Annotated in this window: 22 protein-coding genes and 1 pseudogene; 15 read left to right on the forward strand and 8 right to left on the reverse strand. The window is 64.6% G+C overall.

What is annotated here, in order from left to right; genetic code table 11:
- Positions 1-88 precede the first annotated feature (88 nt).
- Positions 89-547: a winged helix-turn-helix transcriptional regulator gene (locus tag G6N15_RS10670; RefSeq protein WP_308203559.1), complete on the reverse strand. Its 459-nt coding sequence runs from the start codon at positions 545-547 to the stop codon at positions 89-91.
- Positions 548-642: 95 nt separating this feature from the next.
- Between G6N15_RS10670 and purT the strand changes: the two genes are divergently transcribed.
- From purT to G6N15_RS10690, 4 genes are all read left to right on the forward strand, one after another.
- The gene (gene purT, locus G6N15_RS10675; protein WP_083089739.1) at positions 643-1,992 is read left to right on the forward strand and encodes a formate-dependent phosphoribosylglycinamide formyltransferase; all 1,350 of its coding nucleotides are present in this window, start codon (positions 643-645) and stop codon (positions 1,990-1,992) included.
- A gap of 19 nt (positions 1,993-2,011) precedes the next feature.
- Positions 2,012-2,425 (forward strand): rhodanese-like domain-containing protein, encoded by a 414-nt coding sequence (locus G6N15_RS10680; protein WP_083089738.1) that lies wholly within the window; start codon positions 2,012-2,014, stop codon positions 2,423-2,425.
- Entirely contained in the window at positions 2,422-3,693 is a 1,272-nt protein-coding gene (locus G6N15_RS10685) for an O-succinylhomoserine sulfhydrylase (protein WP_372506541.1), read from the forward strand. Before G6N15_RS10680 ends, G6N15_RS10685 begins: the two co-directional genes overlap by 4 nt.
- Positions 3,694-3,868: 175 nt before the next feature.
- Entirely contained in the window at positions 3,869-5,023 is a 1,155-nt protein-coding gene (locus G6N15_RS10690; RefSeq protein WP_083089737.1) for a glycoside hydrolase 5 family protein, read from the forward strand.
- Here G6N15_RS10690 and G6N15_RS10695 read toward each other — a convergent pair.
- From G6N15_RS10695 to G6N15_RS10710, 4 genes are all read right to left on the reverse strand, one after another.
- Positions 5,020-6,411, reverse strand: a complete 1,392-nt coding sequence (locus tag G6N15_RS10695) for an NAD(P)/FAD-dependent oxidoreductase (RefSeq protein ID WP_083089736.1) — start codon at positions 6,409-6,411, stop codon at positions 5,020-5,022. The two genes, G6N15_RS10690 and G6N15_RS10695, sit on opposite strands and share 4 nt — an antisense overlap.
- Positions 6,408-9,308 (reverse strand): aminotransferase class I/II-fold pyridoxal phosphate-dependent enzyme, encoded by a 2,901-nt coding sequence (locus G6N15_RS10700; RefSeq protein ID WP_083089735.1) that lies wholly within the window; start codon positions 9,306-9,308, stop codon positions 6,408-6,410. The genes G6N15_RS10695 and G6N15_RS10700 overlap by 4 nt, the downstream gene beginning before the upstream one ends.
- A 98-nt stretch (positions 9,309-9,406) precedes the next feature.
- Positions 9,407-10,264, reverse strand: a complete 858-nt coding sequence (locus G6N15_RS10705; RefSeq protein ID WP_083089734.1) for an SDR family oxidoreductase — start codon at positions 10,262-10,264, stop codon at positions 9,407-9,409.
- A gap of 39 nt (positions 10,265-10,303) precedes the next feature.
- Positions 10,304-11,302, reverse strand: coding sequence for a YihY/virulence factor BrkB family protein (locus tag G6N15_RS10710; RefSeq protein WP_083089733.1), 999 nt, complete (start codon positions 11,300-11,302; stop codon positions 10,304-10,306).
- Between the two features lie 118 nt (positions 11,303-11,420).
- Between G6N15_RS10710 and cysD the strand changes: the two genes are divergently transcribed.
- Positions 11,421-12,365: a sulfate adenylyltransferase subunit CysD gene (gene cysD / locus G6N15_RS10715; RefSeq protein ID WP_083089732.1), complete on the forward strand. Its 945-nt coding sequence runs from the start codon at positions 11,421-11,423 to the stop codon at positions 12,363-12,365.
- Complete coding sequence (gene cysC / locus G6N15_RS10720; RefSeq protein ID WP_083089731.1) at positions 12,365-14,272, forward strand: adenylyl-sulfate kinase; 1,908 nt, start codon at positions 12,365-12,367, stop codon at positions 14,270-14,272. The genes cysD and cysC overlap by 1 nt, the downstream gene beginning before the upstream one ends.
- A 71-nt stretch (positions 14,273-14,343) precedes the next feature.
- Here the strand turns inward: cysC and G6N15_RS10725 are convergent, their stop codons facing one another.
- Complete coding sequence (locus G6N15_RS10725; RefSeq protein ID WP_083089730.1) at positions 14,344-14,985, reverse strand: TetR/AcrR family transcriptional regulator; 642 nt, start codon at positions 14,983-14,985, stop codon at positions 14,344-14,346.
- Between the two features lie 178 nt (positions 14,986-15,163).
- Here G6N15_RS10725 and G6N15_RS10730 point away from each other — a divergent pair, with 178 nt between their 5' ends.
- The 3 genes from G6N15_RS10730 (at position 15,164) to G6N15_RS10740 (ending at position 17,502) form a co-directional block, all read left to right on the forward strand.
- Complete coding sequence (locus tag G6N15_RS10730) at positions 15,164-15,553, forward strand: hypothetical protein (protein WP_232070394.1); 390 nt, start codon at positions 15,164-15,166, stop codon at positions 15,551-15,553.
- Positions 15,550-16,023 (forward strand): LGFP repeat-containing protein, encoded by a 474-nt coding sequence (locus G6N15_RS10735; protein ID WP_232070395.1) that lies wholly within the window; start codon positions 15,550-15,552, stop codon positions 16,021-16,023. The genes G6N15_RS10730 and G6N15_RS10735 overlap by 4 nt, the downstream gene beginning before the upstream one ends.
- A 669-nt stretch (positions 16,024-16,692) precedes the next feature.
- Positions 16,693-17,502: a manganese catalase family protein gene (locus tag G6N15_RS10740; protein WP_197910685.1), complete on the forward strand. Its 810-nt coding sequence runs from the start codon at positions 16,693-16,695 to the stop codon at positions 17,500-17,502.
- 428 nt (positions 17,503-17,930) lie between these two features.
- On the opposite strand, the gene G6N15_RS10745 is transcribed toward G6N15_RS10740, so the two are convergent.
- Positions 17,931-18,305, reverse strand: a complete 375-nt coding sequence (locus tag G6N15_RS10745) for a carboxymuconolactone decarboxylase family protein (protein ID WP_083089729.1) — start codon at positions 18,303-18,305, stop codon at positions 17,931-17,933.
- A 126-nt stretch (positions 18,306-18,431) separates the two neighbouring features.
- Here G6N15_RS10745 and G6N15_RS10750 point away from each other — a divergent pair, with 126 nt between their 5' ends.
- The 6 genes from G6N15_RS10750 (at position 18,432) to G6N15_RS10775 (ending at position 23,944) form a co-directional block, all read left to right on the forward strand.
- Positions 18,432-18,704 (forward strand): metal-sensitive transcriptional regulator, encoded by a 273-nt coding sequence (locus tag G6N15_RS10750; protein WP_083089728.1) that lies wholly within the window; start codon positions 18,432-18,434, stop codon positions 18,702-18,704.
- 56 nt (positions 18,705-18,760) lie between these two features.
- Positions 18,761-19,174, forward strand: coding sequence for a DUF302 domain-containing protein (locus tag G6N15_RS10755; protein ID WP_083089727.1), 414 nt, complete (start codon positions 18,761-18,763; stop codon positions 19,172-19,174).
- A 431-nt stretch (positions 19,175-19,605) separates the two neighbouring features.
- Positions 19,606-19,890 carry a hypothetical protein gene (locus G6N15_RS10760; RefSeq protein WP_083089726.1) on the forward strand — a complete coding sequence of 95 codons (285 nt, stop codon included), beginning with the start codon at positions 19,606-19,608 and terminating at the stop codon, positions 19,888-19,890.
- A gap of 118 nt (positions 19,891-20,008) precedes the next feature.
- Positions 20,009-20,500: a mycothiol-dependent nitroreductase Rv2466c family protein gene (locus tag G6N15_RS10765; protein ID WP_308203558.1), complete on the forward strand. Its 492-nt coding sequence runs from the start codon at positions 20,009-20,011 to the stop codon at positions 20,498-20,500.
- Between the two features lie 157 nt (positions 20,501-20,657).
- Positions 20,658-21,089, forward strand: a complete 432-nt coding sequence (locus G6N15_RS10770; RefSeq protein WP_083089725.1) for an MmpS family transport accessory protein — start codon at positions 20,658-20,660, stop codon at positions 21,087-21,089.
- Positions 21,086-23,944, forward strand: coding sequence for an MMPL/RND family transporter (locus tag G6N15_RS10775; protein WP_163748028.1), 2,859 nt, complete (start codon positions 21,086-21,088; stop codon positions 23,942-23,944). Before G6N15_RS10770 ends, G6N15_RS10775 begins: the two co-directional genes overlap by 4 nt.
- A 42-nt stretch (positions 23,945-23,986) precedes the next feature.
- On the opposite strand, the pseudogene G6N15_RS23210 reads toward G6N15_RS10775, so the two are convergent.
- A pseudogene (locus G6N15_RS23210) lies at positions 23,987-24,461 on the reverse strand (TetR/AcrR family transcriptional regulator); the annotation flags it as partial.
- Positions 24,462-24,503: the final 42 nt, after the last annotated feature.

Here is a 24,503-nt window from a genome sequence, read left to right on the forward strand (position 1 = left end):
TGTTCCTTGAGACCTAGTTGATTGCGTGATGCAACTGACTATTGCATAGTCGATTGCATGAAGCAATAGACCTTTGGCTGGGCCGGGCTCAGCTGACGTCCCGCGCGCCTGGTCCTGGGCGCAGGTCGACGTCGTCCGGCCCCAAGTGCGCGCCGCAATCAGCGCAGGTCAGCCGCGGCGTGAGCCGCCCGCCGCAGCTGCGATGTGAGACCAGCAGCGGTGGGCCCTGCGGCGCGAGGTATCGGTCACCCCACGCGAGCAGCGACATCAACACCGGCCACAGGTCACGGCCCTGCTCGGTGAGGTGGTATTCGTAGCGGTCCGGGCGCTGTTGGTAAAGCCGGCGCTCGAGCACGCCGGCTTCAGTCAGCCGCGACAGCCGATCGCTGAGTACGTTGTGCGCGACGCCCAGCCGGGCGCGGAAGTCGTCGAACCGGCGCACACCGCGCAGCGCGTCACGAACGATCAGCAGCGTCCACCGGTCGCCGATCAGTTCCAAGCTGCGAGCGATCGAGCAGACTTGATGCTCGTACGTGCGGGGCAGCATAACGGCCATATTAGTTGCATCACGAAAGTCACCCCGGAGTGATGCCCCAGAACGGACTCATCGTCGCCTTAGCAAACGGCCCTATCCTGAGCAGCATGCAGCAGCAGGGGGCTGAGTTCGTGGCCGAGGATCGGACCGCCGAACATCACCAGGGGCAACCGGGCCATGCAAAACACGAGCAGGCACCCGGGCACGAAACAGCAAGCGACCCAGGCGATCAGCCTGCGCGGGCACACGACGGCGGCCACCGCACGAAGGTGATGCTGCTGGGTTCCGGTGAGCTGAGCCGGGAACTGGCGATTGCATTTCAGCGGCTCGGCGCCGAGGTGATCGCGGTCGAACGCTACGCCGACGCGCCAGCACACGGGGTCGCCGACCAGTCGCTGGTGGTCAAGATGACCGACGCCGACGAGCTGGCGGCGGTCATCGGACGCCTGCAGCCCGATTTCGTGGTGACGCTGACCGACGTGATCGCCGCCGATGCCCTGACCGCGGCCGAGGACACCGGTTTCAGCAAGGTGGTTCCCAGCGCCCGCAGCGTCCGGCTGTCCACCGACAGCGAGGGCTTGCGACGCCTGGCCGCCGACGAGCTGGGGCTGCCCACCGCGCCGTTCTGGTTCGCCGGCTCGCTCGACGAACTTCGGGCCGTCGCCGCCCACGCCGGCTACCCGCTGCTGGTGAAGCCAGTGGGGGTAGTGGCCAGTCAGGCTCGGTCGCTGGTGTCGCGACCCGACGACGTCGAACCCGCCTGGCAGCGTGCGGTAGCCGCCGGCGGGCGCGTCACCAGCACCCGGGTGCTGGCCGAAACCGTGGTCGAGGTCGACTACCACGTCACCCTGCTCACCGTGCGCAGCGACGGCCCGAAAGGGCCGGTGATGGAGTTCTGTGTGCCGATCGGGCACGACGAGGCGACTGGCGACGTCCGCGAATACTGGCAGCCGCAACAGATGAGCGATGCCGCGTTGGAAGCCGGCAAGTCGATCGCCGCGCGGATTGTCAAGGCGCTCGGCGGCCGCGGCCTCTTCGGTGTCGAGTTGATGGTGCGCGGCGACGAGGTCTACTTCTGCGACGTCACCGCCCGCCCCTATGAGAGCGGTCTGGTGACGCTGCGCACCCAGCGGTTGTCGGTATTCGAGCTGGCCGCCCGCGCGATTCTCGGGCTGGCGATCGACACCATCATGATCTCGCCAGGCGGGGCCCAGGTGATGTATGCGGGGCGGGAAGCCCTCGAGCCCAGGGCCGATGCCCGTGCCCTGGCCGACGCGCTGCGGGTGCCCGAGAGCGACATCCGGGTTTTCGCTCACCACGAGCCGGAAGCGCCGCGCAGGCTGGGGGTGGCACTGGCCACCGCCCCCGACGTGTCGGCAGCGCGTGATCGCGCGCGCCAGGTGTCGTCCGCCCTGCGCAGGTTGTGGCAACCGCCGAGTTCGCCGGGCCCGGGCTGAGTATGCGAGACTCACGCAAGTGAGCTACGCAGGAGATATCACTTGCCAGCAGGCATGGAAGCTGCTGAGTGATAACCCCGAGGCGGTGCTGGTCGACGTCCGCACCGACGCCGAATGGCGTTTCGTCGGGGTGCCCGACCTATCCAGCCTCGGCCGCGACGTCGTCTACATCGAATGGAACCGCTCCGACGGGCAGCGTAACGAGAACTTCGTCGCCGAGCTGCTGGAAAACGTTCCACCGCGCCAAGACCGCCCGGTGATCTTTTTGTGTCGCTCCGGCAACCGCTCAGTCGGCGCGGCTGAGGCTGCCACCGAGGTAGGCATCGCCCCGGCATACAACGTGCTGGACGGTTTCGAGGGCCACCTCGACGAAGCCGGACATCGCGGCGGGTCGGGCTGGCGGGCGATCGGCCTGCCATGGAAGCAGTCATGAGCGCCGGCGACGATGCAGAGCGCAGCGAAGAGGAGGAGCGGCGCAAATTGACTGCGCAGCGCTCGGCGCGGACCCCTGAGCCACTGCCCGAGGGTGTCGGACCGGCCACCATCGGGGTGCGCGGCGGAATCATCCGGTCGCAGTTCGAAGAGACCGCCGAAGCGCTGTATTTGACCTCGGGCTACGTCTACGAATCCGCCGATGCCGCGGAGAAGGCGTTCGCCGGCGAAACCGACCGCTACGTGTACTCGCGCTACGGCAACCCCACCATCAGCATGTTCGAGGAGCGGCTGCGCCTGATCGAGGGTGCGCCGGAGGCGTTCGCGACCGCGAGTGGCATGGCTGCGGTGTTCGTGTCACTGGGCGCGCTGCTGGGAGCCGGCGACCGGCTGGTGGCCGCGCGAAGCCTCTTCGGGTCGTGTTTCGTGGTGTGCGACGAAATCCTGCCGCGGTGGGGAATCAAGACCGTCTTCGTCGACGGCGACGACCTTTCGCAATGGGAGAAGGCGCTCTCCGAGCCAACTCAGGCGGTGTTCTTCGAGACACCGTCGAACCCGATGCAGTCGTTGGTCGACATCGCCGCGGTCACCGAGATGGCGCATGCTGCTGGTGCGAAAGTCGTGCTGGACAACGTCTTTGCCACACCGCTGCTGCAGCAGGGCTTCCCGCTCGGTGTCGACGTGGTGGTGTACTCGGGCACCAAGCACCTCGACGGGCAGGGCCGGGTGCTCGGCGGGGCCATCCTCGGCGACAAAGAGTACATCGACGGCCCGGTGCAGAAGCTGATGCGCCACACCGGCCCTGCGATCAGTGCCTTCAATGCGTGGCTGCTGCTGAAAGGCCTTGAGACACTGGCTATTCGGGTCGAGTACGCCAACGCCTCGGCGCAGCGGGTGGCGGAGTTCCTGGAGAGCCATCCGGCGGTGAGCTGGGTGCGCTACCCGTATCTGGCGTCGCATCCGCAGCACGACCTGGCCAAGCGTCAGATGACCGGCGGCGGCACCGTCGTGACTTTCGCGCTCGACGCACCGGAGCACGTGGCGAAGCAACGGGCTTTCGAGGTCGTCGACAAGCTGAGGTTGATCAACATCTCCAACAACCTCGGCGACGCGAAATCGCTTATCACTCACCCGGCGACCACCACGCACCGCGCGATGGGTCCCGAGGGGCGAGCCGCGATCGGGCTGGGCGACAACGTGGTGCGGATCTCGGTCGGGCTGGAAAGCACCAACGACCTGATCGCCGACCTCGACCAGGCGCTGGACTAGCCCGCTTCCTTGCGCCAACGTTTCGCGGGCCGGTACTCGAACTTCCGCTGCAAAGCGTCCATTTCGACGCCATCGGTCACGGCGGTGACGGTCAGATAACAATTCTCAACGCAAACTAGCCCGACTCGCTAAGCAGTTACCGGGGATTCGGCCTCAGCCAAATTATGGTCACTTCGTGTACCGTCGAACGGTCCTGAAGCTACCGCTGATGCTGGCAGGAGGCGCTGCACTGGCCCGAGCACCACGCGCCGCTGCGGAACCGCCCCGCGCCGCCGGCGAGGCAACCCGGTGGTCGCCGGACCGTGCCAACCGCTGGTATCAAGCGCAAGGCTGGCTCGTCGGCGCCAACTACATTCCCTCCAACGCCATCAATCAGCTAGAGATGTTTCAGTCGGGCACCTACGATCCCCGGCGCATCGACACCGAGCTCGGTTGGGCCCGGTTCCACGGACTCAACACGGTGCGGGTCTTCCTTCACGATCTGCTGTGGGCGCAGGATCACCGAGGCTTCCAGGTTCGGCTCGCCCAGTTCGTGGCCATCGCGGCGCGCCACCGTATCAAGCCGCTGTTTGTTCTGTTCGATTCCTGTTGGGACCCATTGCCGAAAGTGGGCCCGCAGCGCGCACCACGACCGGGGGTGCACAACTCCGGCTGGGTGCAAAGCCCCGGCGCAGAACGACTCGACGACCGCCGCTACATCCGCACGATGTACGACTATGTCACGGGAGTGGTGAGCCAATTCCGAAATGACGACAGGGTTTTGGGTTGGGATCTGTGGAATGAACCCGACAACCCGGCGCGCGTGTACAGCTCGGTCGAAAGGAAAGACAAGCTGCAGCTTGTCGCGGACCTGCTTCCTCAGGTGTTTCAATGGGCGCGTTCGGTGAACCCTAGTCAACCGCTGACGAGCGGCGTGTGGGACGGTACGTGGGCAGACGCCTCGCAGCGCAGCACAATTGCGGGTATTCAACTGGACAACGCCGACGTAATCACATTCCACTGCTATGGCGAGCCGGCGAACTTCGAGAGCCGCATCAATGAGCTCACCCCGCTGGGCCGGCCCATCCTCTGCACCGAGTACATGGCTCGTCCGCTCGGCAGCACTATTCAGGGCATCCTGCCAATTGCGAAGCGGTACAACGTCGGTGCAATCAACTGGGGCCTGGTCGCCGGCAAGACCCAGACGTATTTCCCCTGGGACTCGTGGGATCACCCGTACCAGACCATTCCCAACCCCTGGTTCCACGACCTGCTCCGTCCCGACGGACGGCCCTTCCAGGACAACGAAATCCAGGCGATCAAGTCGCTGAGCCTCGGCACCGCGTCCTAACCCGCCGCCTCCTGCTCGGCTTCCTCGGCGCGCTCGGCGGCGGCCAGGGCGCCCTGCTCCTGCTCGCCGAGCCTGCTCATCGCCAACCTGGCGTAGATCATCTGGCTGGTGATGGCCATCTGACTTCGGCTGCGGCCCAGGAAGGTTACTCCCCAGTGGATCAAGGTGGTGAAGCGGTTCTTGAACCCAACCAGATAGACCAGATGCAGGACCAGCCAGGCCAGCCAGGCCACAACGCCACCGAACTCCAGCTTGCCGACCTGTGCGACAGCACTGAACCGAGACACCGTCGCCATGCTGCCCTTGTCGAAGTACTTGAACGGCGCCCGCGAAGCGGGATCGTCATGGCCCTTCAGCGAACGCTTGATGCACTTGGTCGCATACTTCGCGCCCTGGATCGCGCCCTGTGCCATCCCCGGCACACCCGGTACGGCCATCAGATCGCCGACCACGAATACATACGGGTGGCCCTTGACCGTCAGGTCCGGCTCCACCAGCATCCGCCCCGCGCGGTCGACCTCCGTCCCGTCCGACTGCTCGGCGAGGATCTTGCCCAGCGGGCTGGCCTGCACACCGGCGGCCCACACCTTGCACGCGCATTGGATGCGATGTTCGCTGCCGTCTTTGTCCTTGACTGTAATACCTTGATAGTCAACGGTGGTCACCATTGCGTTGAGCTGAATCTCGACGCCCATCTTCTCCAGCCGGCGCTGCGCCTTGCCGCCGAGCTTCTCACCCATCGCAGGCATTACCGCCGGCGCGGCGTCCAGCAGAATCACCCGGCACTCGCTGGGATCGATGGTGCGAAACGACCCGGCCAGTGTGCGCTCGGCGAGTTCGGCTATCTGGCCGGCCAATTCGACCCCTGTCGGACCGGCGCCTACCACCACGAATGTCAGACGGCGTTGCCGCTCAGCAGGATCGGTGCTGACTTCGGCGGCCTCGAACGCGCCCAGAATCCGGCCGCGAAGCTCAAGCGCGTCGTCGATGGTCTTCATGCCCGGCGCGTAGGTGGCGAAGTGGTCGTTGCCGAAGTAGGACTGTTGAGCGCCGGCAGCGACGATGAGACTGTCGAACGGCGTGACGGTGTGCATGGTCATCAGCCGCGACGTCACCGTCTGCTCGTGAAGGTCGATGGCCTCCACATCGCCCAGCAGCACTCGGATGTTCTTCTGCCTGCGCAGAATCAGCCGAGTCGTGGGGGCGATCTCGCCCTCGGACAAGATCCCGGTGGCCACCTGATAGAGCAGTGGCTGGAACAGGTGGCTGGTGGTCTTGGAGATCAGGGTGACGTCGACGTCGGCGTGCTTCAACGCCTTGGCCGCGGTCAGGCCGCCGAACCCGGAGCCGATGATCACCACATGATGCCGGCCGGCCGCCCCCGTCATTGCCCGGCCCCCCGCGGCTCTGGCGGACCCGCCGGTTCCGCTGCGGTCGGACCGGCCGACGACGGCGCCGGTTCACGGTGAGCCGCAGGGCTTTCTGCGTCGAGACGCATGCCCGACCCACTGGGCACCTGGCGCCCGTCACTGACCCGGCTCCAGGGGCGCAAGCTGGCCTCGGCCATTTCCAAAGCTTTGTCCGTGAACACCCGATAGCCCAGATGCGGCTTATAGCCGTGGATTTCGGCGATATCGAGGCTGCGCATGAACGACAGGATCTGGGGGCTGAAGACCTGCCCGGGAACCAGGACAGGAAACCCCGGCGGATATGGGGTGACAAAGGTGGCCGAGACCACCGGTTGACCGGACTCCATCTTCTCCTCGATGTCGTCGGCACTTAAGTATTCGCACAAGCTGTCGTCGTAGCCGAGGTAGAACGCCCGGCGCAGATCACCGTCCGGTGTCGACGCCGCCTTGTCACCGTTCTTCTCGAGGAAGCAGGCGTGGAATCCGCTGAAATCGGGCAGCGCCGCCGACGGTGTCGTCAACCGCAGTACCGCCCGTTCGTGGTGCGCGCGCTCGGTCAAGCTCATGTCGCCGACCCGCTCGTCGAGCTCTTGGGCCAGCTTGACCAGAATCTCCACCAAATAGGCCACCGAGCTTCGAGTGGTGCCGATGTTAGTCATGAACAACACGGTGTTGCGCGACGTTTTGTTGATCTGAACCCCGTAGCGGTCCATCAATTCGGTGCGTTTGAAGGTGTCGCCGTCGATTCCGGTGGGCCCGATGTACAGGGTGATGCGACTGGGGTCGAGCACGAACTCGTCTTGGCCCCACGCGGTGGCCATGTTGGTCAAGCCCGTGCGCAGTGGCTGGTCGAGATGCGACGGGCGGAATCGATCGGGAATCATTTCCGCCGTCGACAGACAATGCATGTACTTGCTCAGCAGTGGGTGTTTGTCGATCGCATCCCGCAGCTGCATCGCGTTTTCGACCTGCTTTTGCACCAGCTCCACGCCTTCGAGGTCGGCTTGGCGCCGTCCGATGTCGAGCGACGCCAGAACCTGGTAGTTCGGCGATGTGGAGGTGTGTGCCATGTATGCCTCGTGGAAGGGTTCTTGCACCTTCTGATCGAAGTCTTGGTCGAAGACGTGGATCATCGAGCCCTGGCGCAGCGAGGTAAGCGTTTTGTGTGTGGATTGGGTGGCATACACCCGGACCCGGGCAGCGGCGGGATCAGGCATCAACCGGGTATCGAGCAGCGTCTGGTCGTCGGCGCCGGCGAACTGCTCGGCGTAGTCGTGGTAGGCCCGCCGATACTCCGGCGAGCGCAGCCGTTCGCGAATCACCCGTGCCGCGTGCATCGCAGTCCGTTTGCGGTACACGTGGTGGAACCGCGCGAACGCGAACCATGCTTCGTCCCAAAGGAATACCAGATCCGGCTTGATCGCCAGGCATTCCTCCATCACCCGCTCGACGTCGTAGACAATCCCGTCGAACGTGCAGTTGGTCAGCGCCAGCAGCTTGACCCGCTCGAGCTTGCCGGCCGCGCGCAGCGCGAGCAGCCGAGACTTGATCTCGCGCAATGGCACCCCGCCGTAGATCGAATACTGGTTGAGCGGATAGGCGTCCAGATAGGTGACTTGCGCGCCGGCCATCATCAGCCCGTAGTGATGGGACTGATGGCAGTTGCGGTCGATCAATACGATGTCGCCGGGCGCGACCAGCGCCTGCTCGACGATCTTGTTGGCCGTCGAAGTGCCGTTGGTGACGAAGTAGGTCTGCCGGGCGCCGAATGTCTTGGCCGCCAACTGCTGTGCGTCTCGCAGCGGCCCGGTCGGCTCCAGCAACGAGTCCAGCCCACCGCAGGTTGCCGAGGTCTCCGCCAAAAACAGCTCCAGCCCGTAGAACTGGACCATGTCGGAAATCCAGTGCGAGTTGACAATTGACTTGCCCTGCGAGATCGGGAGCGCGTGAAATACCCCGGTCGGCCGGTGGCTGTATTCGCGCAGAGCACTGAAAAACGGTGTCCGGTAGCGCGCTGCGACCCCCTCGAGCAGCGACAGATGCCGGTCGAGTGTGCCTTCCCCGGCATGAAAGACCCGTCGGAAGTGGTGGCCGAGCCGCGCGGCGACGTCCTCCACTTCGAGCTCGGTGATCAGATAGAGGTCGATCTCCGGGCGGGTTTCCCGCAGCGCTATGGCCAGAATTTCGGCTCGTTCCTCGGGCGTGTGATCAGCGAGGTCTTCGGCGACGTGGGCATCGCAGAAGTGCGCCAACGCTGAAAGATCGCGACGCGAGCGGTGCGAGAACCTCCGCGTTATCGCGCACGCCTGCACGTTGGCGTTCAGCCGGGCGGCGATCATTGCTTCGTCACCGCTGCCGACGACCACAATCTCGTAGACGAACGCGTCGTCCGGGCGGCGCCAGCTACGAATCTCGTTGGCTAACGCGCGTTCTTCGCCCTCGCTCATCGTCGCTACGATCAGCAGCTCGAAGTACGGCCGCATAGGCAGGTGGTGGCCCAGCACCTCGGCGATCGCCGGGCCCGCATTCAGTGCCTCGTTCTCGCCTTCCAGCGGTGATCCCAGCGCGCCGGTGCGGTAGGACTCGGTGACCAAGGCGCGGTTGATCTTGGCGACCGTCCTGCCGAATTTGTCGAATGCGCCGGTGGCGAAGAGCCGGTGCGTCTGGTTGAACACATGAATACCGGGGAAGGCCCAGTAGCGTTCGAACGGCCGTAGTTGAGCCAGCAGCCCCTCCACGATCTCGATGCTCGGCGCCGGATCGCGTCCGCGGGCCGCGGCGGTCGACAACCGCTCGCTGGCTTCTTCGAGCCGGCACCAGGCGTCTGCGCGGAATTGCCATGCGGTGTTGTACGCGTGAGGATTTACGTCGGTCATCTCCGAGCCTCCGCCCCACTTGATCGCTATGCCACGAGGCTATGCCAGTCACCGCAGTTCAGGCGGAGTTATTCAGTGACTCGACAGCTGGCCGACGCTTAATCGTTGTGCTCGACGACGCCGATCGCGTGTTGCGCGCGGTCCTCGTACGCCTGCCGTGCCCTGCTGTCGACGTGCAGGAATACCGTGTCGTTGCCCGTCTTTCTGTTCAGCCAGCGGCGGCCCCGGGTCGGCAGCAGCTGGGCCACGGTGGCGATGTAACGGCCCGAACTGGGCACGGACACTTGGGTTTTGGGCTTGCCGAGCAGCTTGACCACGGCCGCGGCGACGTCCTCGGGCGCCACCGGCTTCTGCGCGGCGCTGGGGTGGGTGCCGGAGATCAGTTCGGTATTGGTGAACGTGGGCAGCACCGCGCTGACGGTTACACCGTGCGGGGCGACCTCGTCGGCCAACGCGGTGGACAGACCCACCACCGCGAACTTGGTGCCGGCGTAGACGACCTGCCCTGGCACCGCCACCATGCCGGCCAGCGAGGCGATGTTGACGACGTGTCCACTGCGGCGCTGCACCATCTCGGGCAACACCAGCTGGCAACCGTTGAGCACGCCGTAGAAGTTGACCTCGATCGCCGAACGGATCGCCTCCTGCGACTGCTGCAGGAAGGGGCCGACCGGCATCACCCCGGCATTGTTGATCAGCACGTCGATGTGCCCGCCTCCGTCGGCGCGGGCCTTGTCGAGGAACGCCGCGAACGACTCGCGGTCGGTGACATCGAGCGGATGACCCGACACCGAGCCCAGACCGGCGAGGCCGGAGACGGCCTTTTCGAGCACGTCGACGTCGCGGTCGCCGATCACCACCCGCGCACCCCGGGCCAGCAGCGCTTTGGCGGTGGCGTAGCCAATGCCGCGCGCAGCGCCAGTGATGACGACGGTCTTGCCGCTGATCTTGTCCATGGGCAGGAACTTACAGGTGTCAAGTTCGCGGTGGGACGGTTATCCGGTCGGTGACTCTTCGTCCTGCTCGGCGGCTTCGTAGGCGATATCTAGCCGCTGTTCGGGACGGCGCGTTTCGGTGCGAAGCGCCTGGCTGTAGTACGCCTTGTCGGCCGCGATCAGCGGTGGCTGAACGATGCTGCGCGGCCACAAGTGGTTGGTACGCACGACATCGATTTCGATTGCGTAGACGATCACCGTCGCCTGCAGCGCCAGCCACGCCAACAGCCCGAGCACCGCGCCGAAGAAGCCGGCGACGGCCTGGGCGTGGCGCAACTGGTGGGTGACGATGTCGCCGGCCGCGGTGAGCAGTAGCTGCCAGCCCACGGCGCTGATCGCGGCGCCGGGAATCATGGCCCGGGTGACCACTTGCTTGGCGGCCGAGGCACGAAACAGCACCAGGAAGAACGCCGTCCCCAAGGCGCTGCCCACGACGAAGCTGACCGTGCGTGCCTGCCAGGCGCCGAAGCCCAAGGATGCCGCTTTGACCGCCGCGGCGCTCGAGGCCCCGGTGACCACGACGATGAGTCCTAGGACCAGCAGTGTCGCGACGGTGCGCACATACCGGTGCGGAAAGCCGGGCCAGTCCACTTTGGGAACGGCCCACAGCGTGTTGAGCGTGTTCTGCAGCGAGTAGGCGAATCCCCGCGCACCGTAGAGTGAGCCCAGGATGCCGATAGTCAGCGTGAACGTGTTGCCGAAGTGCTCCACACCGAGCTGCTGGTGAATTTGGCCACCGACGATCGGAAACTCGGCGAACGCCGAATTCACCAGGTGCTGTTGCAGTTTCGGGTGTGACCGCAGTACCACGCCGACGATCGCGGTCAGTGCCAGCAGCAGCGGAAACGCCGCGACGAAGCCGTAGTAGGCCAACAGCGACACGTGATAGCCCGCTTGGTCGTCGCCGAACTTCTTGACCACCGCGATCGGGAACCCGACCACCGGATGTCGCTGCTGCCACCCGTCGAAGCCACGAGCAGCCCGCTCTATCGGGTTCATCGCCTAGCCCGCCACCTTCTCCCGCATTTGTGAACTGCGTATACCCAAGACAGAGTTTTGCTCACCGTGAACGTAAGCCATTTCTGCGCTGGTATTTCGCTTTGGTTAGTCTTTCTTGATGCCGAACAGCCAGCCAGCGGTCCTCTCAACCGCGCCGACGGACGCGCGGCGCGTCGGCGAACTGCGGCTTTTGGAAGCCGAAGCGGTGCACATCATCCGCGAGGTCGTCGCCGAGCTGGAGCGGCCGGTGCTCCTGTTTTCAGCCGGCAAAGACTCGATTACGTTACTTCGCTTGGCGGAGAAGGCATTTCGCCCGCTGCCACTGCCGTTCCCGGTCATGCATGTCGACACCGGCCATAACTTTCCCGAGGTGATCGAGTTCCGCGACCGCAGGGTCACCGGCCATGGGCACAAGCTCATCGTCGCCTCGGTGCAGGAATCCATCGACAGCGGCCGCGTGCCAGACCCCGGACCCGGAGCCTCGCGCAACCGGGCGCAGACCCGCACCCTGCTCGACGCGCTGGAAGCCGGCGGCTTCGACGCGGCCTTCGGCGGTGCCCGCCGCGACGAGGAGCGCGCTCGCGCCAAGGAGCGGATCCTGAGCTTCCGCGACGAGTTCGGCCAGTGGGATCCTCGTGCGCAGCGCCCGGAGCCGTGGTCGCTCTACAACGGCCGGATCAAGAAGGGCGAGCAGGTGCGGGTGTTCCCGCTGAGCAACTGGACTGAGCTCGACGTGTGGCGCTACATCCAGCTGGAAGACCTCGAGCTGCCATCCATCTACTACGCCCACGAACGTGAGGTATTCGAACGCGACGGCATCCTGCTGGCGGTGTCCGAGTACGCCAAGCCGGGACCCGGGGAGAGCTCCGCGGTGGAGTGGGTGCGCTACCGCACCGTCGGCGACCTGACCATCACCGGTGCGGTGCGCTCACGCGCCACCGACATCGACGGGGTCATCGCCGAGATCGCAGCCGCGACGGTGTCTGAGCGCGGTGAAACCCGCGCCGACGACCGCACTTCCGCCGCCGCGATGGAAGACCGTAAGCGCGAGGGCTACTTCTGATGACAGGCGCTGAAAAAACCCTGCCGCCCAAGGGAATAACGCGCCAGTTACTGCGCATCGCCACTGCCGGCTCGGTGGACGACGGCAAGAGCACCCTGATCGGGCGGCTGCTGCACGACACCGACAGCCTGCCGCTGGATCACTTGGCGGCCGTCACCGGCGACGACGGCGTCGCCGACCTGGCCGCGCTGTCCGATGGCCTGCGCGCCGAACGCGAACAGGGCATCACGATCGACGTCGCGTACCGGTTCTTTTCCACCGACACGCGCAGCTACATCCTGGCCGACACGCCCGGTCACGAGCGCTACACCCGCAACATGTTCACCGGCGCATCCAACGCGCACGTGGCGATCTTGTTGGTCGACGCCCGCGCCGGGGTGCTGCGCCAGACCCGCCGGCACGCCTGGATCGCGAACCTGGTGGGCATCAAGAGCCTTGTCGCGGCGGTGAACAAGATGGACCTCGTCGACTTCGACCAGGTGCGGTTCACCGAGGTGGAGGACGAGCTGCGCCAGATGGCGGCCCGCCTCGGCGACGTGGAGATCACGGTGATCCCGATCGCGGCCAAGCTCGGTGACAACGTCGTGCACCGCTCCGGGAACACACCGTGGTACGGCGGACCCACACTGCTGGAATACCTGGAGAGCGTCGAGTTGGCCGCCCCGCAGGCCGAGGCGTCACGGCTGCGGCTGCCCGTCCAGTGGGTTTCGCGACCCACCGTTGAGGTCCGCCGCCGCTACACGGGCCGGCTCGCGGCCGGCACGCTCAGCGTGGGCGATCCGGTGGTGTCGCTGCCCGCCGGCACCCGTTCGACCGTGACCGCGCTGGACACCCTCGACGACGACCGCACGACAGCCGTTGCGCCGCTGTCGGTTTCGATCGAGCTGGCCGATGACATCGACGTGGGTCGCGGTGACGTGCTGATCAGCGCAGTCGACGACGCAGTGCCCCCGGTGCTGGCCCGAGAGCTCGATGCGACGGTCTGCTGGTTCGTCGACACCCCGCTGAGAGCCGGCGACCGGCTGGCTCTCAAGCAGACCACCAAGACCGTGCGGGCAACTGTGCAGGCGCTGCACTCCCGGGTGGACCCGGAGACGCTGGACGAGCTCGACGGACCGGTTGAGTTGGCGCTCAACGACATCGGCACCGTCACACTGCGGACCAGCTCGGTCGTCGTTGCCGACGCCTACGCCGACAACCGGGATACCGGCGCGTTCATCTTGATCGACGAGTCCACCAACGACACCGTCGGCGCGGGCACCATCCTGGAGGCACGGGAGATCAAGCCGGGCGCACATCCGCGCACCGACATCCGCTGGCACCCATCGGCGTTGGACCGCACCTACCGCTGGCGCGCCACTGGACAGCCAGGCGCGACGATCTGGTTCACCGGACTGCCCGCATCGGGCAAGTCGACCATCGCGGTAGCAGTGGAGCGCGCGCTGGTCGAATCCGGACGGGTGGCCTACCTGCTAGACGGCGACAACCTGCGCCACGGCCTGTCCGACGACCTGGGCTTCTCACCGGGCGACCGTGCTGAAAACATCAGGCGGGTCGGGCATTTGACGAGACTGCTGGCCGACGCCGGCGTGGTCGCGCTGGCGTCACTGGTCTCTCCGCTCAAGTCTGACCGCGAGATCGCCCGCGCCCTCAACGACGCCGCCAAGCTGCCCTTCATCGAGGTCTATGTCGCCACGCCGCTGACGGAATGCGAAAAGCGCGACCCCAAAGGTCTGTACGCGCGGGCGCGCAGCGGCCAGCTCGCCGGTCTGACCGGTGTGGATGCGCCGTACGAGCCGCCCGATCACCCCGACCTTGTGCTCGATACCACCAACGCCGACATCGAGCAACTCGCCGCACAAGTCATCGACCTGCTCAACGAGCGCAGCCCGCGCCCGCCCGGGTGATCTTTCGCGTATTTCACTGGGGCGTCGGCACTTGACGACACCGCTGTGTCGTGGCGTACCTCTGGTACCGGCTACGTGGTAGAGGCCTTCGGTGTCAGCGACCCGGTCAACATCGCGACGAAGTTCTCCAGCCGCTCACGCGGATAGGTCTCGGGATGGCGCACCGCGAGCCGTCCCAGCATCTCGGCGAATGACAGCAGCGTGTGGGCCAGCAAATGCGGATCGACCCCGGCGAGTTGCGGCATCAGCGCGGTCGCGGCGCGTGCCAGGTCTTCGGCCTGCGCCAAGATCGCTGAGCGGGTGACGCGCAGCGAGTCGCGGTAGGCGCGGGGGGCGCTGTCTGGTGCGGTCAGGATCAGTCGCCAGCGCGTCGGGTTGGCCAGCACGGATTGCAGAAACGCCGTGATGGACGCGGCGTAGGCGCCGGCCGGCCCCAGTGTCGTCAGATCGGTCGGCATCGCCGCGGCGATCTGGGCGATGCCGCGCTGGTGTTCGCGGGCCAAGAGGTCTGCGACCAACTCCGTTTTCGTCCGAAAGACGGTGTACACCACGGGTTTTGCGATGCCGGCCGCGGCGGCGACGGTCTCCATGGCGAGCTCGTGCAGCTCACAACCGGCCAGCACGTCCAGCGCGGCATCCAGCAGTTGCGCGCGGCGCGCCTCGCGTGAGAGCCGCGGTGCGTATTTGCGGCGCGGGCGCTCCTGCACGGGCATGTCCGCAATTTTACGGCACCGTTGTATTGATCCGCGCGGAAATGCTACGGTCGCGTTCTATTGACTTCGAACGGAGACACCGCGATGGCCCAGGGCACTGGATCCATGCAGCTCGCGCTGACCGACCCACGGTCGGTGGTCGCCTGGACAGCGCACTCGGCGCAGGTGACGCTGCGCCGTGTCATTGCGCTGGCGCCTGATCGACCGCGCCGATCGAGCCCTCGACGATATCGCCGAGCTGCGCCGCTCAGCCCAGTACATCGCAGAGAATCTCGCCGACCTGAGCAAAAGCGCGAAGGGAATCGACCGCAATTCCGCCGAGATCGCCCGAGAAATCACCGGCCTGACCAAAGCCGCGCAGGGCATCGACACCCAGGCCGAACGTCTTACGTCCGAAATACAGTCGGTGGCGCAGATTCTGCCCACCTTGCAACGCCTCACCGACATCGTGGACCCGCTCGACAACACCGTCGCGCGCCTGGGCCGCTTCGTCGACCGCTTGCCCGGGGGGCGGCGCACCGCCGCGCGCAGCACTCGAGCCGTCGACGCACAGGAGAAGCCCAGATGATTGTCAGCCGCCTGGCGGTTGTGATGGCGATCGCGGGAATCGTTGCCGCCGGCTGCTCGAGCGCTCCAGACCCGACCGGTCCGACCAGCGCGGCCGGCGTCACCACCCAGTGGTTCGCAGCCACGTCCGGCAAGTTCCTCCTGCAGGGCGCGATCCTGCAGAAATACAACGAAGTGGGCGCGTCGAACAGCCCGCTGGGGTCGCCGATCAGCAACGAGCAACCCGGCCCGGGCGGTGGCCGCTACAGCAAGTTCGAGGGCGGCGGAATCTACTGGACTCCGCAGACCGGTGCGCATGTCGTGCTGGGCGCCATCCGCGACCTCTGGAGGAACGACTACGGCGGCCCGGCCGGCCCGCTGGGTTACCCGACCGCCGACCAGCAGGAGATTCCCGGCGGCTGGCAGCAGACCTTCCAGCACGGCACCGTCACCTACACGGACGGGCAAACGCACATCCAGATGCAGCCCTGAGTAGCGCGGTCGTCGTTCAGGCGGCTCGCGCCAGCCACGTGAAGCTGCGCATTTCCGGGATTCGTGGCGCCAGCGCGTCAGCGACGTCGCGGCCGATGCGGTCGGCTACGGCGAGTGTGAGTCGGGGTCAAGAAGGTGTGGCACTGGTTATTTGGGGCAGCGCCATGGTCGCTGGAATCGAAAGTGTCATCAAAAAGCTGATCTGTCATGGCGCCACTACGGCGCTGGGATGGGGAATCGCCGCCGCGTCGGCCATGTCGGTTGGGAGGTGAGCCGGAACGTCGCGCACCGCCTATTGGATGGCGTTGAGCCTGAGATCCTCCATACCGCCGAAACCATCACCACCGCGGTGCCCCGGTGTGTCACCCATGCACATGCCCGGGCGTTTAAACGGAGATAGTCCACTGGCCCCTGTCGTTCACCAAGCCGAATGCGTTGGCAAACAATGTATCCGGTCAGCAAGGCTCCGTGCGGCACACATCGCGCAGCGCCTCGGCGCGGCGGCCACTGGCCAGAGTGTCCACCACGGAGTCAACCTGCGTCACCTACCAGAGACCCCCGAGTATCAGGTGTGCGTGCGAGTTTGGCGATGATCCTTCGCGGGAATGAGGGTCCGGGGAGAGGGCTTCGCCGAGCCAATAAGCCCTGCTCCGTTTCCATAGTCGCTGGGTGAAAGGGATTAAGCCGGTGTTTCTGCACAACAAGAAAATGATGTATACGGTTCACGCCGATGAGCCGAATCCGGAGTTCGCCAAGATGCTGCTTGAGCAGTTCGGTGGACCCAACGGGGAACTCGCCGCGGCGCTGCGCTACTTCCTCCAAGGTTGGAACGAGAACGACGGTCCGCGCCGCAGCATGTTGCTCGACATCGCCACCGAGGAACTATCTCATCTGGAGATGGTCGCTCAGATGCTGTCGTTGCTGCTCAAGGGGTCTCCCTCCGAGTTGGTGGACCAGGTCGAGGGCAGCTACCTCGGTGAGTTGCTCGACGGCAAACTGCCCGACCACGCCGCTTTCGCGCTCAACAGCGGAACCAACGTCCTGGGCGGTGGAGGGGCGCGTCTGACCGACTCCGAGGGCACACCGTTCACCGCCGCCTATGTCGACACCATCGGCGAACCTACGGCCGACCTGCGTTCCGATATTGCCGCTGAGGCTCGCGCCAAGCTTGTCTACGAGCGGCTGATCAAACTCACCGATGACAACGGCGTCAAGGACACCTTGACCTTCCTGATGACCCGCGAGATCGCTCACCAGAAGATGTTCGAAGCCGCGCTTGCCTCCATCGACAACAACTTCCCGCCGGGAACGCTGCCCGGGGCGGAAAAGCTCGGACACGCCTACATCGCCGACTCCGGAACGTTTGGCGCCTCGGGGCAGTCCGGCGAAGCCGGCACTGAAGGTTTCGAACTTGCCGAGGCCAACAGCTCTTGGGGATTCACGCTCGATGACAAACCCGCAACCCATGCCGCACAGTAGTTAGGTGAGTCGCTTGCGATAGAAGGCAATCCGCCCGCCGCGGCGGCAAAACCAAATCAATCTCCGGGGCTAGTGGTTGTGTGGAGCATTTCGCGCTTCCCGTTAATCCGCGGGGTCACTGCGACGTTCGTCGGCGCGGCCGACTCGGAAATCCGATACCCCGGTCATCGGCCCCAGACATCGGGGGGTTACAGATGTTAGCGATCTGCGACAAGTGCGGCAACGGCTAAGACAGCGCATTTTACCGTGAACATGCGCCGATGGGCGAACCGCCACCCTCGACAGGGTCGAATGGGCTGCAAGGGACCTGCTGCCGCAGCTTCGCGCGTTCCGGACCTAAACGCTAACGTTCAGCGGCCGAACGCCGCATGAAGTGATCAAGGTCGGGGGACTCGCAGTTTTCGGTCTTCCGGTCTTGCTGAAGCTGCTCACTCGGGTGAGCCCGGTCCCGCCTTCGCGTCGGCGAATTCGCAGAACGCGTCGTAGGCGCGGGCGCCGTAAATTGTGGCCGGCCCACCGTGCATGAGAAACGTGACACCAATGGCTTCGGCCGCTTCTTCCTTGGATGCCCCAGCGCGCGCGGCCCCTTGGGCGTGCGAGGCGATGCACCCGTCGCAGCCGGCTACGACACCGATGGCCATCGCGATGAGCTCTTTGGTTTTCCTGTCCAATGCTCTCGGAGTCAGCGCGCCGTTGCTCATCTCGGCGAAGCCCTGGTAGACGTCAGGGATGATCTTGCGCAGCGCGCGGTGTTGGGGATGGAGGTCGTTGAGTACGTCCTGGTAGCAAGTGTGATCACTCATGACCAGTAGAATACCAATACCCGCGGGGGTATTCCAGCGATGCTGGCCGGATCAGACGGCGCTCAGTGACGTCACCATACCCCCGGGGGTACTATTGGCGATGCCGACTGGATTTTGGAGGACAAAATGATCGATAGCGATGAGGAAAGCATTGCCGCGGTGCTTAATCGGCTGCGACGCGCTCATGGGCAACTGGCCGGGGTGATCGCGATGATCGAGCAGGGCCGTGATTGCAAGGAGGTCGTGACGCAGCTTGCGGCGGTGTCGCGTGCCCTCGACCGGGCTGGGTTCAAGATCGTCGCATCAGGTCTCCGGCAGTGCATCGCGGGCAGCAGGAAAGCCGGCCCGCCCACACTGACGGAGGCCGAACTTGAAAAGTTGTTCCTGGCGCTGGCGTAATCCTCGGTGAGGGATCGCAATTGATGCGGTATTCGAAATTGGAGGAAGGACAAGCAATGGAAACACGACTGACCGCCACGCTGCACACCTCGTTCGAGGAGGCGGTCGAGCAGATCACTAGAGCGCTGGCCGATCAGGGTTTCGGCGTGCTGACCACGATCGACGTCAAAGCCACGCTGAAACAGAAGCTCGGGGAGGACATGGAGAACTACCTGATACTCGGTGCCTGCAATCCGGCGCTGGCGCATCGCGCGCTGGATGTGGATCGGCAGATCGGGCAGTTGTTGCCGTGCAACGTGGTGGTGCGAACCGATGCCGCCGACGCGGGCGACACCATCCTGGTCGAGGCGATGGACCCGCAGATTATGGTTCGGGTGGCTGACCAGCCCGGGCTTCAGGATATTGCCGACCAAGCCGCGGCGAAACTCCAGGCCGCGATCAGCGCGCTGAGTGACAAAGCGAAGGTATAACAACCTTGACGCTTCGAACCGCAGTCGACGATGGGCTGTGAGGCTGAGGTGAACCAGCTTCTCGAGGACTCCGGCAGCCGCGGGGATAAGCCATTCAGCCCCGCGGCAGCGGAACCGAACGCCAGTTCCGGCGATCAGCGAAAGTTGCTGTCTCACTTGAGCTATAGCCTGTCCTGGAAGCCGCCGAACTAAACGACACGCGGTCACTTAATTTATGTCAGGTTTCCCGGGCGATAGCTCGGCGGTATCAGTGCGTTCGGCGGGTGCCGATGCCGGTCGCAACCCAGACGATACCCCGGCGGGTATAGTGGGCACATTAGAGCAGCATATGCCCGGCGAGGAGGTGGCAGCGACCGCAACGTGGGACAGCCCTCGCCACGCCATTTACTGACGTTCCGCATGCAACCAAAACCAGGAGAGGGGAAAAAATCATGGTCACCGTTACAAGTGCGTCCACCGGCACAACCGACTTCGGTAAAATGGAAAGAACCCGAGAAGTGTTGAAGGACAACGGCGTCGGAGCCCTGACTGAGATTGACGTGCAGGCGACCCGCAAAGACAAGCTGGGGGAATCGATGGAACGTTACGTGATCGAGGCAATGAACACCCAGCTGATGGTCCAGTTCGTCGAGAACCCGGGGTTGTGGTCCGTCGCCGAACAAGCGACAGGGCAACTGCAGGCCGCGATAAGCACGCTTGCCGAGGAAATGCGATGACGTCGATCGATCTCTACGTCGACCCGATATGCCCATTTGCCTGGGTAACATCGCGTTGGTTGCTGGATGCAGTCAGCGGCACCGGTCGCCGTGTCGCACTGCGGCAGATGAGCTGGCGGTGCTCAACGACGGTCGCGACGTAGCGCCGGCGCAGCGTATCAAACTGGAGTGGTCCCGTCGGGTAGGCAGAGTTTGCGTCGCCGCGACAGACGAAGATGCGCCCAGCGCCTTCGGCAAGCTCTACGAAGCGTTGAGCGCCCGCATGCACCACAGCCACGCGGACTGGACTGACGCCATGGTCAAGGAGGCGCTGGCGGAGTCGGGCCGCAGTCCGGCGCTGGTCGGCGCGCTCGATGACCCGACGTGGGATGACGCCGTGAAGGCGGCTCATCAACGCAGTCAGGATGCGCTTGGCGGCAGTGGCGGTAGTCCGATCATGGCAGTCGAGGGCAGGGGATTTTTCGGGCCAGTGCTGACGGCGCTTCCCACTCGAGACGACGGGCGCGCGCTGCTCGACGCCGTGGTGACTGTGGCGTCGGCGCCCGAATTCGCCGCCCTGCAACGCCCCCACCAGGGGCCACCGTCGACGCCTGGTGCGCAGCGTCGCTGATGTGCCGTGCCGTGCGATGCCGGATCTGCGGCCTGAAGAGGCCCAATTGCTACTCGCAACTTCTAGCCGGTAAGGCCGACGGCCCTTTTGTCCGCAGCGGTAGGGGTCTGAAACTACTACGCGACTGGGCCGAGGCGTCAGCGAAGGGAAACGTTCGATGCCCGGATTTTTCAAGCGAGTTTGGGTACCGCTGGTCGTTGTGGTGGCGGTTGTCCTCGGTGGTGTCGCCGTCGTGCGACTCCGCGGTTTTTTCGGCGCAGACCAAATCTTTTCGGCGACCGAAAGCAGCGCCGAGCCACTGGTGCCGTCTCATGTCAAGCGGGTGACCTACGAGGTGTACGGGCCCACTGAAACAACCGGGACCGTGACCTACTTGAACAAAAATGTCCAGCCGGAACAGGCGAACTTCGTTGGCCTGCCTTGGATTTACACGCTGACGACGACGGTGCCGGCGGTAATGGCGAACGTGGTCGCGCAGGGCAACAGCGACAACATCGGGTGCCGCATCACGGTGGACGGTGAGGTCAAAGACGAGCAATCCTCGGCCGGACACCACGCCCAAACCTCCTGCCTGGTGAAAGTCGCATGAGCGGCAACGAGAACCCGCGACCGAGACTCATGCGAGCGGTCCGCACGTTCGCAGTGCCGATCATCCTCGCCTGGCTGCTCCTGACCGTGGCCCTGAATGTGCTTGTGCCGCCGATCGAATCGGTCGCGAGAAAGCATGCGGTGACCGCGTCGCCCAAAGATGCCCCGGCAGAGATTGCCGCGCGACGCATCGGCGCGAAGTTTCACGAGTCGGATTCCGACAGTATCGCGATGGTTGTCCTGGAAAGCGACAACGAACTCGGCGAGCAGGCGCACCGCTATTACGACGGTTTGGTAAAAGAGCTGCAGAGCGATCACAAACACGTGCAGCACGTCCACAACGTGTGGGGAGACCCACTCACCGCCGCCGGCGTCCAGAGCCGAGACGGCAAAGCCGCTTATGTCCAACTCAATTTGGCCGGCAACCAAGGCAGCACCCTGGGTAACGAGTCCGTCAAAGCGGTACGCGACATCGTCGACCGGTCAGCACCGCCGGAAGGCGTCAAAGTCTACGTCACCGGCCCGGCGCCGCTGACAACGGACATGAACGAAGCTGCCGACAAAAGCATGTTCAAAATGATGGGCGTCACCGGCGTGGTCATCATGACCATGCTCTTCATCACCTACCGCTCCATCAGCACGGTGCTGCTCGTTCTCGTCATGGTCGGCTTCGAGATGGGCACGGCCAGGGGGCTCGTCGCGCTTCTCGGACACTACGACCTACTCGGATTTTCGACCTTCGTCGTCGCGATGCTCTCGTCGCTGGCCATTGCGGCGGGAACTGACTACGCGATATTCCTGATCGGGCGTTACCACGAGGCGCGCCAAGCCGGCGAAGACCGGGAAAGGGCCTACTACAGCATGTTTCGCGGCACCTACCACGTCATCCTGGGCTCGGGACTGACGATCGCAGGTGCCACTTTTTGCCTGTACCTGGCGCGGCTGTCGTATAACAAGATGTTAGGTATTCCATCGGCATTGGGCCTGCTCGTGGTTATCGCGGGCGCACTGACCGCGGCGCCCGCCGTGGTCACCGTGGCCAGCCGCTTCGGCCTGCTGGAACCCAAGCGGCTGACCAAGACTCGCGGCTGGCGGCGCATCGGCACCGCTGCCGTGCGCTGGCCCGAGCCGGTGCTTGCCGCCTCGCTGGCCGTCGCCCTCGTCGGGATCCTCATCATGCCGAGCATGAAGGTCAGCTACAGCGATCGGTTCTACATCCCCCAGCATCTGGCCTCGGCTGTCGGATATGCGGCTGCAGGGCGTCATTTCAACGCTGCCACGATGAATCCCGACATCCTCATGGTCGAAAGGCGCAATAGCGGCGACATGATCATCTTAGACAGGCTTTCCAAGGATATCTTTCGTGCACCGGGAATCGCGATGGTGCAAAGCATCACCCGTCCGCTGGGTGGGCCCATCGAGCACACGTCAATACCTTTCCAAATCAGTGCTCAATCGATTCCGATACGCGAGAATCTGCAGTTCATGAGAGACCGGATGAGCGACATGCTCACAATGAGCAACGATCTCGGCACCATGATCGCGTCGATGGAACGCATGTACAGCCTAATGGGCCAGATGAGCAACACGACTCATCACATGCTCGGCGACATGCAGGAGATGAAGGCCACGCTTGACGAGATGCGGGATCATCTGGCGGATTTCGACGATTTCGCGCGGCCGTTGCGCAGCTATCTCTACTGGGAGCCGCACTGCTATGACATTCCGGTCTGCTGGGCGTCGCGGTCGGTGTTCGAGGCGATCGACGGGGTCGACAAATTCAGCGACGACATGAAAGCGCTGCTGAAGGACGTGAACAACATCGACACCGTGCTGCCGCAGATGATGCGACAGTTCCCGCCCATCATCGCCGTCGCGAAATCCATGCGGGGCAGCTTGCTGACCATGCACAGCAGCTTCTCCGGCCTCGTCACCCAAATGTCGCGGATGACAGACACTGCCAGCGCAATGGGCGAGGCCTTCGACGCCTCCAGGAGTGGCGACGATTTCTACCTGCCACCGGAGGCGTTCGACAACCCCGACTTTCAGCGCGGTCTGAAACTTTTTCTGTCACCTGACGGCACCGCCGCGCGCTTCATCATCACCCACGACACCGACCCGGCAACCCCAGCGGGTATTTCTGCGGTCATGCCGGAACTGACCGCCGCGCACCAAGCGGTGAAGGGAACAAAGCTAACCGGCGCCCGGTTTTACCTCACCGGGACCGCCGCCATCTACCGCGATATCCAGTCCGGCTCACACTACGACCTCCTGATCGTGGCAATAGCCGCCGTGACCCTGATATTCGTCGTGATGGTGATGATCACCCGGGCTCTGGTTGCCTCTGTGGCAATCGTCGGCACGGTGCTGCTATCGCTGGGCGCTGCCTTCGGCCTGTCGGTTCTGGTCTGGCAATACTTGTTGGGCGTGGATCTCAACTGGATCGCCCCCCTGTTCGGGTTGATCATTCTGCTGGCAGTCGGATCGGACTACAACCTGCTGCTGGTCTCGCGGTTCCAGGAGGAAATAGGCGCTGGATTAAAGACCGGCATTATCCGCTCGGTGGGCGAAACAGGGCAGGTCGTCACCGCGGCGGGCCTGGTATTCGCCTTCACCATGATGTCCATGGTCGCCAGCGACGTGCGCTCGATCGGTCAGGCCGGCAGCACGATGGGCCTGGGCCTGCTGTTCGATACCCTGGTGGTGCGCTCGCTGATGACTCCGTCGATCGCGTCGCTGCTCGGGCGCTGGTTCTGGTGGCCGCACCGGGTGCGGCCGCGCCCAGCCAGCGAGATGCTCCGTCCCTTCGGACCCCGTCGGCTGGTTCGTTCGCTGCTGCTCGGTGACGATGCGTAACGGTGCTGATCCTTGTCGGCGGCCGTGCTGTCTGTGGGTCTCGTCGAATAGTTGCGGGTAGCCTGCGCGCCGGTCATTTGGCGATACGCGCCCAGCACATGGCGGGTCTGCGACCAGACGTACTCGTCGAGGGTGTAGATCGGCCGGAAATGCCTGTGCTTTAACGCCCATCCATGTGCGAGCAGCATGATCTCGAACACCGCCAGATCCACGTCGATGTCGCGGAACGGCGGCGGCGATGCAGGCCTCGATCGCTGGGCGCAGCGGTGCTGCGGTGACGATTTCCAACTCCTTGGTCTGGGCGCGCCCGGCGGCATCCAGGTGAAGCTTCCCCGGTAGGTCAGCACCACCGCGTCCAGGTTCTCGTCAACGATCTCGATCTAGGGGACGGATACCGGTGGCCAACTGCTCGACGGGATCCTCGCCGGCGGCCGCCATGACCGGGGGCTAGCTGCTCACGAAACGCGTCCTCGATCCGCACGATCGTGGCCAGCAGCAGCAGATCCTCCTTCACCCCCTGGCTGTGCGCACCGCCTCCTCGACCGCAAGGTCAGCGTAA

The organism is Mycobacterium noviomagense (assembly GCF_010731635.1).
Lineage (GTDB): Bacteria > Actinomycetota > Actinomycetes > Mycobacteriales > Mycobacteriaceae > Mycobacterium > Mycobacterium noviomagense.

What these genes read in the sequence shown, in the direction of transcription:
- G6N15_RS10670 (WP_308203559.1), bottom strand. Translation starts at nt 547, where the DNA reads ATGCTGCCCCGCACGTACGAGCATCAAGTCTGCTCGATCGCTCGCAGC.
- purT (WP_083089739.1), top strand. Translation starts at nt 643, where the DNA reads ATGCAGCAGCAGGGGGCTGAGTTCGTGGCCGAGGATCGGACCGCCGAA.
- G6N15_RS10685 (WP_372506541.1), top strand. Translation starts at nt 2,422, where the DNA reads ATGAGCGCCGGCGACGATGCAGAGCGCAGCGAAGAGGAGGAGCGGCGC.
- G6N15_RS10695 (WP_083089736.1), bottom strand. Translation starts at nt 6,411, where the DNA reads ATGACGGGGGCGGCCGGCCGGCATCATGTGGTGATCATCGGCTCCGGG.
- G6N15_RS10700 (WP_083089735.1), bottom strand. Translation starts at nt 9,308, where the DNA reads ATGACCGACGTAAATCCTCACGCGTACAACACCGCATGGCAATTCCGC.
- G6N15_RS10705 (WP_083089734.1), bottom strand. Translation starts at nt 10,264, where the DNA reads ATGGACAAGATCAGCGGCAAGACCGTCGTCATCACTGGCGCTGCGCGC.
- G6N15_RS10710 (WP_083089733.1), bottom strand. Translation starts at nt 11,302, where the DNA reads ATGAACCCGATAGAGCGGGCTGCTCGTGGCTTCGACGGGTGGCAGCAG.
- cysD (WP_083089732.1), top strand. Translation starts at nt 11,421, where the DNA reads ATGCCGAACAGCCAGCCAGCGGTCCTCTCAACCGCGCCGACGGACGCG.
- cysC (WP_083089731.1), top strand. Translation starts at nt 12,365, where the DNA reads ATGACAGGCGCTGAAAAAACCCTGCCGCCCAAGGGAATAACGCGCCAG.
- G6N15_RS10725 (WP_083089730.1), bottom strand. Translation starts at nt 14,985, where the DNA reads ATGCCCGTGCAGGAGCGCCCGCGCCGCAAATACGCACCGCGGCTCTCA.
- G6N15_RS10735 (WP_232070395.1), top strand. Translation starts at nt 15,550, where the DNA reads ATGATTGTCAGCCGCCTGGCGGTTGTGATGGCGATCGCGGGAATCGTT.
- G6N15_RS10745 (WP_083089729.1), bottom strand. Translation starts at nt 18,305, where the DNA reads ATGAGTGATCACACTTGCTACCAGGACGTACTCAACGACCTCCATCCC.
- G6N15_RS10750 (WP_083089728.1), top strand. Translation starts at nt 18,432, where the DNA reads ATGATCGATAGCGATGAGGAAAGCATTGCCGCGGTGCTTAATCGGCTG.
- G6N15_RS10755 (WP_083089727.1), top strand. Translation starts at nt 18,761, where the DNA reads ATGGAAACACGACTGACCGCCACGCTGCACACCTCGTTCGAGGAGGCG.
- G6N15_RS10760 (WP_083089726.1), top strand. Translation starts at nt 19,606, where the DNA reads ATGGTCACCGTTACAAGTGCGTCCACCGGCACAACCGACTTCGGTAAA.
- G6N15_RS10770 (WP_083089725.1), top strand. Translation starts at nt 20,658, where the DNA reads ATGCCCGGATTTTTCAAGCGAGTTTGGGTACCGCTGGTCGTTGTGGTG.
- G6N15_RS10775 (WP_163748028.1), top strand. Translation starts at nt 21,086, where the DNA reads ATGAGCGGCAACGAGAACCCGCGACCGAGACTCATGCGAGCGGTCCGC.